Below are 12,930 nucleotides of genomic sequence, written 5' to 3' on the forward strand. Positions count from 1 at the left end.
ATGAACAGGAATGATTGAACGCGGTAAATTTCGCTCACTAACGCTGGTCAACTGGAACGGCTTTTTCGCCCGCACCTTCGATCTGGATGAACTGGTTACCACGCTATCCGGTGGTAACGGTGCCGGGAAATCCACCACGATGGCCGCCTTTATTACGGCGCTGATCCCTGACCTGACGCTGCTGCACTTCAGAAACACCACCGAAGCCGGTGCCACTAGCGGCTCACGCGATAAAGGTCTGCACGGTAAATTGCGTGCGGGCGTCTGCTACTCGACGCTGGATGTCGTTAACTCGCGCCATCAACGCGTACTGGTTGGGGTTCGCCTCCAGCAGGTTGCGGGGCGTGACCGCAAAGTCGATATCAAACCTTTCACCATTCAGGGATTACCGACGGCGATACAGCCGACACAAATTCTGACGCAGGTAGTCGGCGATCGTCAGGCGCGCGTGCTGTCATTGCAAGAGCTGAAAGATCGCGTCGAGGAGATGGAAGGCGTTCAGTTCAAACAGTTTAACTCCATTACCGACTATCACTCGCTGATGTTCGATTTAGGCGTGGTGCCGCGTCGCCTGCGTTCTGCTTCCGATCGCAGCAAGTTCTATCGCCTGATCGAAGCCTCGTTGTACGGTGGGATCTCCAGCGCGATTACTCGCTCGCTGCGTGACTACCTGCTGCCGGAAAACAGCGGCGTGCGTAAAGCGTTTCAGGATATGGAAGCGGCGCTGCGTGAAAACCGCATGACGCTGGAAGCGATTCGCGTCACCCAGTCCGATCGCGATCTGTTTAAACACCTGATCTCTGAAGCGACGTCCTATGTTGCCGCTGACTACATGCGGCACGCCAATGAGCGTCGTATTCATCTGGATGGCGCGCTGGAATTGCGCCGCGATCTGTTCTCCAGCCGTAAGCAACTGTCGAGCGAACAGTATCGTCATGTGGAAATGGCGCGGGAACTGGCGGAACAGAGCGGTGCGGAAGGCGATCTGGAAACGGATTATCAGGCGGCCAGCGACCACCTGAATCTGGTGCAAACCGCGATGCGCCAACAGGAAAAAATCGAGCGTTATAACGCCGATCTGGAAGAATTGAGCTATCGCCTTGAAGAGCAGAACGAGGTGGTGGAAGAGGCGCGAGAGCAGCAGGCGGAGAACGAAGAGCGTGCCGATGCTGCCGAGCTGGAAGTGGATGAACTGAAAAGCCAGCTTGCCGATTATCAGCAGGCGCTGGACGTACAGCAAACCCGTGCTATTCAGTACCAGCAGGCACAGCAGGCGTTGGAACGCGCCCGCACGCTGTGCCAGTTGCCGGATTTAACGGCGGATAACGCGGACGAATGGCTGGATAGCTATCAGGCGAAAGAGCAGGAAGCGACAGAAATTCTGCTGATGCTGGAGCAGAAACTGAGTGTGGCGGATGCGGCGCACGGCCAGTTTGAGCAAGCCTATCAGCTGGTTAGCAAGATTGCCGGTGCCGTTAATCGCAACGAGGCGTGGCAGGTCGCGCGCGATTTGCTGCGCGACAGTTCTTCGCAACGTTATCAGGCGGAGCGGGTACAGCCGCTGCGGATGCGACTGTCTGAGCTGGAGCAACGCCTGCGTGAACAACAGGATGCTGAGCGGCTATTGCAGGATTTCAGCAAACGTAACGGTCAGGATTATCAACCGGAAGAGCTGGAATCACTCCTGCAAGAGCTTGATGCCCGCATTGAAACCCTGTCATCACTGGTGGCGGAAGCGGGTGAGCGCCGCATGGCGCTGCGTCAGGAACTGGAGCAAATCCAGCAGCGCATTCAGAAATTGACGGTACGTGCGCCAGTCTGGCTGGCGGCACAGGAAATGCTGACGCAACTGAGCGAGCAAAGCGGCGAAACGTTTGAAGATAGCCGTCAGGTGACGGAATTCATGCAGCAGTTGCTGGAGCGTGAACGTGAAACTACGGTTGAGCGTGATGACATCGCTACCCGCAAACGGCAAATTGAAGCGCAGATTGAGCGGCTGAGCCAGCCCGGTGGTTCCGAAGATCCGCGCCTGAATGCGCTGGCGGAACGCTTTGGTGGGGTGCTGCTGTCTGAAATTTATGATGATGTCACGTTGGATGATGCGCCGTACTTCTCGGCGCTTTATGGCCCCTCTCGCCATGCCATTGTGGTCGCCGATCTCTCGCTAGTACGTGAACAGCTTGCTGGCCTGGAAGACTGCCCGGAAGATCTGTATCTGATCGAAGGCGACCCGCAGTCGTTTGATGACAGCGTGTTTGCCGTTGAAGAATTGGAACGTGCCGTGGTGGTAAAAGTCGCGGAGCGCCAATGGCGTTACTCGCGCTTCCCGGAAGTGCCGCTGTTTGGCCGCGCCGCGCGAGAAATGCGCCTGGAAAGCCTGCGTGATGAGCGAGAAGCACTGGCCGAACAGTATGCGACGCTGTCGTTTGACGTGCAGAAAACGCAGCGCTTGCACCAGTCCTTCAGCCGTTTCATCGGTACGCATCTGGCTGTCGTTTTTGATGAAGATCCCGAAGCGGAAATTCGTACGCTCAGTTCCCGCCGCGGCGAGCTGGATCGCGCCATTGCCAACTTTGACGGCGAGAACCAGCAGCAGCGCCAGCAGTATGATCAAGCGAAAGAGGCCAGCGCACAGCTGAATAAACTGATTCCGCGTATTAGCTTGCTTTGCGACGAGACGTTGCAGGATCGCGTGGAAGAGATTCGTGCCGAGCTGGATGAAACCGAAGAATCTGCCCGGTTCATTCAACAGCATGGTGCGACGCTGGCTAAGCTGGAACCGCTTGTTTCTGTCTTACAAAGCGACCCGCAGCAGCATGAGCAGTTGCAGGAAGATTATACTCAGGCACAGAACGCACAGCGGCAGGCAAAACAGCAGGCGTTTGCGCTGACTGAAGTGGTACAGCGTCGTGCGCATTTCAGCTATGCCGATTCGGCTGGCATGCTGGGTGAAAATGCCGGCCTGAATGACAAGCTGCGCCATCGTCTGGAACTGGCTGAGGCGGAACGGACAAAAGCGCGCGAACAGCTCCGCCAGCATCAGGCACAGTTGACGCAGTACAGTCAGGTTCAGGCGTCGCTGAAAAGTTCTTACGATGCCAAGCAGGATATGCTGAAGGAGCTGACGCAAGAGCTTCAGGATATCGGCGTACGTGCGGATGCCGACGCCGAAGAACGTGCCCGCCAGCGCCGTGATGAACTGCATGCGGCATTAAGCACTAACCGTTCGCGGCGTAACCAGTTGGAAAAACAGATTACGTTCTGTGAAGCCGAAATGGACAGCTTGCAGAAGAAACTGCGCAAGCTGGAGCGTGATTATCACCAGATGCGCGAGCAGGTTGTCACCGCGAAAGCCGGTTGGTGTGCGGTCATGCGTTTGGTGAAAGATAACGGCGTCGAACGCCGCCTACACCGCCGCGAGTTGGCGTATATGGAAGGCGATGAATTACGTTCCATGTCGGATAAGGCGCTGGGTGCGCTGCGTCTGGCGGTGGCGGATAACGAACATCTGCGCGATGTGCTGCGGCTTTCGGAAGATCCGAAACGGCCAGAGCGCAAAATCCAGTTCTACATTGCCGTTTACCAGCATCTGCGCGAGCGTATCCGTCAGGATATTATCCGCACTGATGATCCGGTAGAAGCGATTGAGCAGATGGAGATTGAACTTAATCGTCTGACTGAAGAGCTGACGGCGCGTGAGCAGATGCTGGCAATCAGCTCACGCAGCGTGGCAAACATCATCCGTAAAACGATCCAGCGTGAGCAGAACCGCATTCGGATGCTGAATCAGGGGCTGCAAGCGGTGGCGTTTGGTCAGGTGAAGAGTGTTCGTCTCAACGTCAACGTGCGGGAAACGCATACTACGCTGCTTAATGTGTTGTCCGAACAGCAGGAAATGCATCAGGATCTGTTTAACAGCAATCGCCTGACCTTCTCGGAAGCGTTGGCAAAACTGTATCAGCGCCTGAATCCTGAAATTGATATGGGACAGCGCACGCCGCAAACGATCGGTGAAGAGCTGCTGGACTACCGAAACTACCTTGAAATGGAAGTTGAGGTAAACCGTGGTGCGGATGGTTGGCTGCGAGCGGAAAGTGGGGCGCTGTCTACCGGGGAAGCGATTGGTACCGGGATGTCAATTCTGGTCATGGTCGTGCAGAGCTGGGAAGAAGAGTCTAAGCGCCTGCGTGGCAAAGATATTATTCCATGCCGTCTGCTCTTCCTCGATGAGGCGGCACGTCTGGATGCCAAATCGATTGCCACGCTATTCGAGCTTTGCGATCGTCTGGAGATGCAGTTGGTTATCGCAGCACCGGAAAATATCAGCCCCGAAAAAGGGACGACGTATAAGTTGGTGCGTAAAGTCTACCAAAACAACGAGCACGTCCATGTGGTCGGGCTGCGTGGTTTTGGCGCAGACGCGCCTGAGACGCAAGAGCAAGCCTCGTAGTGAAGCGCAATAACGTTTATCGTTGCCAACGTGGCAGCACTTTTCCTCTATAATGATAAAGCCGCTTTTTTAAGCGGCTTTATTTTTTTCATAAAAACCTACGTAAAGAAAATGCTGCCAGCGAATAGGTGCATCAAACTCGTAAGATAATAACCAGAAGAAGAAGCAAAAATATTTTTCTCTTTATATACTGACGATAAAACGAGTGCAGGCTGTAGAAGGATTTGCGGTTGTATATTGTACCGTTGCGACCATGAATAGCGGGCGCTATATAAAAAACGATCATCTTTCATTCTTTATCGTTTTCTACAATAGGAAACGAAAAAATGAGCTTACGCCAGTGCGAGCGAATTCGGTTTGTTATTTCCATGTTCAATGTGGATTGTCGTAAAAGCATATACCCTAAATAATTCGAGTTGCGTGAAGGCGGCAACCGAGCGAATCCCCAGGAGCTTACACAGGTAAGTGACTGGGGTGAGTAAGGGCGGCCAACGCACAAGCAGCTTAAAGTATGACGGGTATAGTGATTAATAAGTACAGGGGATAAATGGATGTTGTTGTTACATAAACGAAAAATGGTCAGGCTGCTGTTGCGCGTGGGTTGTATTTGGGTCGGAAGCCTGTCTCCTTCGTTTTCGGTGCTGGCAGCATCTCCGACGGTGGTATCTGGCTTAGCACAAAGCTCAGGCGTGGTGTCCGTCGAAAATAGTCGTGCAGGGCTTCTGTCAGCGCTGCCGCACGGTATGACGTTACATTATCTCTCTGATTTATCATCGCTTTATGCCCAACATCAGATGCAACCGATGTGGGCGGATAACCGCGCGGTACAACAGTTTCAACAGCAGCTTGCTGAAGTAGCGATCGCGGGCGTACAACCGCAGTTCACCACGTGGGTGACCTGGCTGACCGATCCGCAATTGACCGGGTTTGCGCGTGATGCTGTTTTATCCGATGCGATGCTGGGCTATTTGCAGTTCGTCTCTGGCGTCGAACGCAACGGCAATGACTGGTTGTACAGCAGTGTGCCTTATCGTTTGCAATCGCCAGCAATCAATATTGTGTCTCAGTGGCAACAGGCCGTTAAATCCGGTACCAGCGCCGCCTATGTGGTTTCGCTGGCACCGCAGCACTCGCAGTACGCCAAAATGCATGAGGCGCTGAAAACGATGCTGACGGATAATCGTCCGTGGCCGAGCCTGAATATGACGGAGTCTCTGCGTCCGGAACAACAGAGCCGGGAGCTGGCGGTACTGCGTGAAATTCTGCAACGTACCGGTATGCTGTCGTCAACGGAGAGTATTACGCTGTTTAACGAAAATGCCGCCGCGACAACGGTAGCAAACGGGCAGGCTCCGCTGGCGTATAGCGATGCGGCGGGTGGCGATCTCTACTCGGGAGAACTGGTTGAGGCGGTGAAACGTTTCCAGCATTGGCAAGGGCTGGAGGACGACGGCGTCATTGGTAAGCGTACGCGTGATTGGCTCAATGTGTCCCCGCAAATGCGTGCGACGCTGCTGGCGCTGAATATTCAGCGTCTGCGCCTGCTGCCGGATAATGTGCACACCGGGATTATGGTGAATATCCCCAATTATTCGCTGATCTACTATCAGGATGGTGCTGAGCGTTTATCGTCGCGTGTCATTGTTGGGCAACCTAAGCGTAAGACGCCGTTGATGAGCAGCTCGCTGTATAACGTGGTGGTCAATCCGCCGTGGAATGTCCCGACGACGCTGATTCGACAGGATATCATTCCTAAAGTGGTGCGCGACCCCGGTTACCTACAGCGGCATGGTTATACGGTGTTGTCCGGCTGGAGTCAGGATGCAGAAGTGATTGATCCCTCAATGATCGATTGGCAAGTTGTGTCACCAGAGCGCTTCCCTTATCGCCTGCGTCAGGCGCCTGGGGCGAATAACTCACTGGGACGTTATAAATTCAATATGCCAAATTCGGAAGCCATTTATCTGCACGACACGCCTAATCACAATCTGTTCCAACGTGATATTCGGGCGCTGAGCTCCGGCTGCGTTCGGGTCAATAAGGCATCGGAATTGGCTAGCATGCTATTGCAGGATGCGGGATGGAATAATAGTCGTATTTCTTCCACCTTGGATCAGGGGAATACCACCTTTGTTTCAATGAAACACCGGATTCCAGTCAATCTCTATTATCTGACGGCGTGGGTAGCGGAAGATGGCAGGCCGCAGTTCCGCACAGATATTTACAATTATGATGATACTGCCCGAGCCGGGACGAAAGTGCTCTCCAGAGCTGGGTTGTTGCTTCAGTAAGTATTGAAAATACGGACATTAGTGGTATTGGTATTTTATCGTTTTGCGGGGGATCGATGCGATCTCCCGCAAACCCGTAAGCAAAGCGGGTTGACTCACTTTTCTCTGGCAGTTAAGGTTCAAGGCGGTGCGTTTTGCGCCCCCTTTTATACTTATTACCGTTTTTTAGCCAGGGTACTTGTTCTATGGATCACATTGACAATCATCGCCGTAAGTGGCTTGCACTGGGTGGTGCCGCGTTTGGTATCGCACTGCTTCCCGGTCAGGCATTTGCAACGTTATCTACGCCCCGACCACGAATTTTGACGCTGGACAATCTGAATACCGGAGAACGGCTAAAAACGGAATTTTTTGATGGCAAACGGTATAACAAATCAGAACTCTCCCGCCTGAATCACTTTTTCCGCGATTATCGCGCCAATAAAGTCAAAACGATTGACCCCCAGCTTTTCGATCAGCTCTATCGTTTACAGGTCATGCTGGGCACCAATAAGCCCGTACAGCTGATTTCCGGTTATCGCGCGATAGATACGAATAATGAATTACGTGCGCATAGCAGGGGTGTGGCAAAGCAGAGTTACCACACGAAAGGGCAGGCGATGGATTTCCATATTGAAGGCGTTCAACTGGCTAACATTCGTAAAGCAGCGATGAAGATGCGTGCAGGTGGGGTGGGCTACTACCCACGTAGCGATTTCGTTCACATCGATACCGGCCCAGTCCGCACCTGGTAATTCGCTACGCAGCGCTACACTTTTTTGATTCGGCTCGCGAAGACATCGCGAGCCGCTCAGTTTATTCAACATGGAGTGATATGAAATATCAAATTGTCCCAGTGACGGCATTTAGCCAGAACTGCACGTTGTTATGGTGTGAAAAAACGAATGACGCGGCGATTGTCGATCCCGGTGGTGATGCAGAGAAAATTAAACGTGCCGTTGCGGACGCAGGGATTTCGGTTAAGCAGATTCTGTTAACACATGGTCATTTGGATCATGTGGGCGCGGCTGCCGAATTGGCTGAACACTATCAGGTCGCGATTATTGGCCCGCAGATTGAAGATGCATTCTGGCTGGAAGGGTTACCTGCACAAAGCCGGATGTTTGGTCTGGAAGAGTGTGCACCGCTGACGCCATCACGTTGGTTACAGGAAGGGGATGAAGTGACGGTGGGGGAGACAACGCTGGCCGTTTTTCATTGCCCTGGTCATACCCCCGGCCATATTGTTTTCTTTGATGCGGAATCGCGTCTGGCACAGGTGGGCGATGTTATTTTTAACGGCGGCGTGGGTCGCACCGATTTCCCACAGGGGAATCATCAGGCGCTGATTGCGTCTATCAAAAATAAACTGCTACCGCTGGGTGACGATGTGACGTTTATTCCGGGGCACGGCCCGATGTCGAACTTAGGACATGAGCGTAAAACCAATCCTTTCCTGCGTGAAGATGCGGCGATTTGGTAATTTCAGCTCCCTTTATCAGTAAAGAACAGAAATAAAAAAGCCGACACTTGTGTCGGCTTTTTTGATCGCTAAATGCATCAGAGTACGGCAACAATCGCTTCGCAGAGCGGTGCCATGTTTTCCGGCGTCATTCCTGCAACGTTGATACGGCCAGAGTTCACCGCATAAACGCCGAATTCGTCACGCAGACGCAGAACCTGCTCTTTAGTCAAACCGCTGAATGAGAACATTCCATTCTGGTCGATGATGAAGGAGAAATCCTGCTGCGCGCCTTTTTCCTGCAAGGTGTTCACGAACAGCTGACGCATGCGTTGGATGCGCTCACGCATCGCCGTCAATTCCTGCTCCCAAATGGTCTTCAGGGCGTCGTTGCCCAGAATGGTCGCTACAACGGTCGCACCGTGTGACGGAGGGTTAGAGTAGTTTGCGCGAATAGCGGCTTTCACCTGGCTGAATGCTTTATCTGCCGTTGCGGCATCGGCAGCAACCAGCGTACAGGCACCGACGCGCTCATTGTACAAACCGAAGTTTTTAGAGTACGAACTGCATACGATCAGCTCATCGTGCTGCGCGGCGAAGAGTCGCAGGCCTTCCGCATCTTCTTCCAAACCGCGCGCAAAGCCCTGATAGGCGAAGTCAAACAGCGGCAACCAGCCTTTCGCTACTGACAGTTCAGCCAGCGTAGCCCATTGCTCAGCGGTAGGGTCGATACCGGTTGGGTTATGGCAACAGCCGTGGAACAGCACCACGTCACCCGCTTGGGCAGCGTTCAGGCTGTTTAGCAAGCCATCAAAATCCAGCGCGTGGTTCGCTGCATCGTAGTAGTCATATTGGCACACTTCCAAACCGACGGCAGAGAAGACGTTGTTGTGGTTTGGCCAGGTTGGATTACTGATCCAAATGCGTTTTGCAGACGTCTGATTGGCAATGAAATCGGCTGCTACGCGCAACGCGCCCGTTCCGCCTGGGGTTTGCGCTGTACGGGCACGTTTGTCTGCAATGATGGCGTTCTGCTTGCCAAACAATAGCTCCTGCGTGCGCTGACCGAATGCTGGCAGACCGTCAATGCCCAGATAATTTTTGGTGGTTTCATTTTCCAGCAGATACTGTTCTGCTTTTTTGACGCTGGTCAGAACCGGCGTTTTGCCGGTTTCATCTTTATAGACACCAATACCCAGATTGATTTTATTCGCGCGGTCATCGGCGCGGAAAAGATCGGTCAGCCCGAGAATAGGATCGGCCGGTGCGGCAGAGATATTTTCAAACATTGCCAGAATGTTCCATAACTGAGATGAAATAAGAATTCTCAGAGTACCGTCAGTAAAAGGCTTTGCCAACCGTTGATGTCAAAAAGAAAGGGAAATAACAGGGAGGAGGAAAGAGACGAAATAAAAGACTGGTTAGACGAGAATAATTGGCGCAGCGTGGCGTAAAGCTGGAACCAAAAAAACGCGGTAAGCGTTTTTCAACATTGCTAGTGAGGACACCGAAGGAGGGTTATCTGGCACTCAATAAAAAAGACAGAACCGAAGCTCTGTCTTTTCATGCAAGACGAACGATTAACTCGTTACGTTATGCGATGCCAACTTAGAACTGGTAAGTCAGGCCAAGAGCAACTTTATCGTCGTCGTTGATGCCGTAAACATTGTCAGACTTGATCAGGTTGATGTCGTATTCAGTGTAAACAGACATGTTTTTGTTGAATGCATAGGTTGCACCCAAGCTAACATATTTATTGATATAGTCATTCACACTAGCTGCGCCGTTAGATGATTTTGCCTTAGCTTGAACGTAGCCCAGAGAAGGTGTCAGACCAAAATCAAAATTGTATTGAGCGACGGCTTCAAAAATTTCAGTTTTGTCAGCGAATGTGTCGATTGTACCGCCGGTAACCGGGATATCTTCAATGAAACTGACATTGCGGTACTCGCCATATGTTGCTGCTAAATAGATGCTGTTTGCATCATATTTCAGGCCAGTAGCCCAAGCTTCTGCTTTTTTACCTTTACCTGTAATGGTAGCATTTTGATCAGCAGTACGGTTAATTGCAGCGTAAGAACCAACAACACCTAAACCGATATCTGATGTGTAAGAGGAAGAAATACCCCAGCCGTCGCCATTCTGACGAGACAGTTTACGAGTGTTACCTTCGTTCAAGGTATCAGAATCGTTTTTACCTTGGTATTGAACAGCAAAATTCCAACCATCAACCAGACCGAAGAAATTAGCGTTACGGTAAGTAGCAACACCAGTAGAACGGCCAGTCAGGAAGTTATCGGAGTTAGACTGATCGCCACCCCATTCAGGAAGAACGTCAGTATAAGCGATACCATCGTATGCAATGCCCAGATTACGGCCATAATCGAAAGAACCGTAATCAGCGAATTTCAGGCCGGCAAACGCATAACGCGTTCTGGTGCTTTGCCCTTCTTCTTTGTTGCCCGCAAATTGCGCTTCATAACGACCAAAGCCAGTCAAGCCACTCGCGATTTGAGTTTCACCCTTGAAGCCCAGACGAGCATAGGTGTCATCACCATTGTTATTCTTGTCATCAGAAAACAGGTGTTTAGCAGTAACTTTACCAGTCAGATCCAGCTTGTTGCCGTCTTTGTTATAAACTTCTGCTGCGTTGGCGGTGCCCGCGACTAACAGAGCTGGGATTACTACTGCAAGAATGTTGCGTTTCATCATTATTACCCTCATTGGTGTTATTTAGACACCTGCCACTGCCATAAATAATTCTTTACGGAACTATTCCTGAAAGTTTGGTGTCTTCCTGTGTCTGAACGCAGTTTTCCATTCACACGTCCGTTAATCCACCCTAAAGATGCTACAAACTTCGTAATCACGTAATAAATGGAAATAATGTGTGTCTAAATGTAAATTTCAGGGAACTTTGTGAGACATAACAAAAATTAAAAAAAAAGAGCCGGAAAACCCGACTCTTCTTTTCTACATATTTGTTTTACTTATATTAAATTTTTATTTAGAAACTGGCGTTCCTCGGTGTGCGCGGGAAAGGAATCACATCGCGCACATTTTGTACACCGGTAACATAGGCAATCAGTCGTTCAAAACCTAAACCGAAACCGGAATGGGGAATGGTGCCGTAACGACGTAAATCGCGATACCACCAGTAGTCTTCTTTATTCAGACCCATCTCTTCCAGACGGCTATCCAACTGCGCCAGACGCTCTTCACGCTGAGAGCCGCCGATGATTTCACCGATGCCCGGTGCCAGAACATCCATCGCGGCAACGGTTTTACCGTCGTCATTCATACGCATATAGAAAGCTTTGATGTCTTTCGGGTAGTTTTTAACCACAACCGGTGCTTTGAAGTGCTGCTCCGCCAGATAACGCTCATGTTCGGAGGAGAGGTCAACACCCCAGTAAACCGGGTTCTCGAACTGTTTTCCGCAGTTCAGCAGGATTTCGACGGCATCGGTGTAATCCACCTGAGCGAAATCGGAGCTGACGAATTTTTCCAGACGGGTGATAGCTTCTTTATCGACGCGCTCGGCAAAGAACGCCATATCATCGGCACGCTCGTTCAGTACGGCCTGGAAAACATATTTCAGCAGGTTTTCAGCCAGACCGGCTACATCATCCAGCGTGGCGAAAGCAACTTCCGGTTCGATCATCCAAAACTCAGCCAGATGGCGGCTGGTGTTTGAGTTTTCCGCGCGGAACGTTGGGCCAAAGGTGTACACATTGGACAGCGCACAGGCGTAAGTTTCGCCATTCAACTGGCCAGATACGGTCAGGAACGCTTCTTTGCCGAAGAAATCTTCGCTGAAATCCACTTTGCCTTGTTCAGTACGCGGCAGATTTTCCAGATCGAGGGTAGAAACGCGGAACATTTCACCCGCACCTTCGGTATCGGATGCGGTAATCAGCGGGGTAGATACCCAGAAGTAGCCGTTCTCATGGAAGAAACGGTGAATGGCCTGTGCCAGCGTATGGCGAACGCGCGCAACGGCACCGATCAGGTTGGTGCGTGGACGCAAATGCGCCACTTCACGCAGGTATTCGATACTGTGACGCTTTGCCGCCATCGGGTAAGTATCGGGATCGTCAACCCAGCCGACGACGTTGACGTGGGTGGCTTGCAGCTCGAAGCTCTGTCCTTCACCCGGAGAGGCGACGACGTTACCGGTGATTTCTACGGAGCAACCGGTGGTCAGGCGCAGTACGTCATCCTGATAATTGGAGAGATTATTATTAACGACAGCCTGTAACGGATTAAAGCAGGAGCCGTCATAAACGGCGATAAAGGAGATACCGGCTTTAGAATCTCTCCGGGTACGTACCCAGCCGCGCACGGTGACTTCGCTGTCAACGGCGACACGGCCTTGCAGTACATCGACTACAGGCACTACGCTCATAAAATTCTCTCTTTAATTAATCGTGTTTAAGAAATATATCGTGGTTAAAACGCCAAATGGCCCAATCCGAGCCATTTGCTATGTTACTTGCGATGCAACAGGACACAAGCAGAAATCACCGGAATGGCGCGAAGTTTTCGCGTATCACAGTGAATCTGCTGCAAAGTTGGTCAAATACCCGTCATACTTCAAGTTGCATGTGCGTTGGCTACGCTACTCGGCACACTAACGTGTACCTCGCCCCGTTGGGGCCGCTGCAAGCAGCGTTCAAATCTGCCTCTGGCAGATTTGTCAGTCACCCGAATCACTTACTTAAGTAAGCTCGTCGGGATTCCCTCTC

7 protein-coding genes are annotated in these 12,930 nt (G+C 51.7%); 4 read left to right on the plus strand and 3 right to left on the minus strand.

The window, feature by feature from the left end:
* The first annotated feature begins 10 nt into the window (after positions 1-10).
* The 4 genes from mukB to LCF41_RS09755 all read left to right on the plus strand — a co-directional run bounded on the left by mukB (position 11) and on the right by LCF41_RS09755 (position 8,203).
* The gene (mukB, locus tag LCF41_RS09740) at positions 11-4,450 is read left to right on the plus strand and encodes a chromosome partition protein MukB (protein WP_225087868.1); all 4,440 of its coding nucleotides are present in this window, start codon (positions 11-13) and stop codon (positions 4,448-4,450) included.
* Between the two features lie 551 nt (positions 4,451-5,001).
* Positions 5,002-6,741 carry a L,D-transpeptidase gene (ldtD, locus tag LCF41_RS09745; RefSeq protein WP_225087869.1) on the plus strand — a complete coding sequence of 580 codons (1,740 nt, stop codon included), beginning with the start codon at positions 5,002-5,004 and terminating at the stop codon, positions 6,739-6,741.
* Between the two features lie 185 nt (positions 6,742-6,926).
* On the plus strand, positions 6,927-7,475 hold the full coding sequence (gene mepK / locus LCF41_RS09750) for a peptidoglycan L,D-endopeptidase MepK (RefSeq protein WP_225087870.1): 549 nt from the start codon (positions 6,927-6,929) through the stop codon (positions 7,473-7,475).
* Between the two features lie 80 nt (positions 7,476-7,555).
* Positions 7,556-8,203 (plus strand): MBL fold metallo-hydrolase, encoded by a 648-nt coding sequence (locus LCF41_RS09755; RefSeq protein WP_225087871.1) that lies wholly within the window; start codon positions 7,556-7,558, stop codon positions 8,201-8,203.
* Between the two features lie 77 nt (positions 8,204-8,280).
* On the opposite strand, the gene LCF41_RS09760 is transcribed toward LCF41_RS09755, so the two are convergent.
* The 3 genes from LCF41_RS09760 to asnS all read right to left on the minus strand — a co-directional run bounded on the left by LCF41_RS09760 (position 8,281) and on the right by asnS (position 12,590).
* Complete coding sequence (locus LCF41_RS09760) at positions 8,281-9,471, minus strand: amino acid aminotransferase (protein WP_225087872.1); 1,191 nt, start codon at positions 9,469-9,471, stop codon at positions 8,281-8,283.
* Between the two features lie 319 nt (positions 9,472-9,790).
* Positions 9,791-10,894: a porin gene (locus tag LCF41_RS09765; RefSeq protein ID WP_284144956.1), complete on the minus strand. Its 1,104-nt coding sequence runs from the start codon at positions 10,892-10,894 to the stop codon at positions 9,791-9,793.
* Positions 10,895-11,189: 295 nt separating this feature from the next.
* Positions 11,190-12,590 carry an asparagine--tRNA ligase gene (gene asnS, locus LCF41_RS09770; RefSeq protein WP_102116306.1) on the minus strand — a complete coding sequence of 467 codons (1,401 nt, stop codon included), beginning with the start codon at positions 12,588-12,590 and terminating at the stop codon, positions 11,190-11,192.
* Positions 12,591-12,930 lie beyond the last annotated feature (340 nt).

The sequence above is a fragment of the Pectobacterium colocasium genome (assembly GCF_020181655.1).
Classification (GTDB): Bacteria; Pseudomonadota; Gammaproteobacteria; order Enterobacterales; family Enterobacteriaceae; genus Pectobacterium; species Pectobacterium colocasium.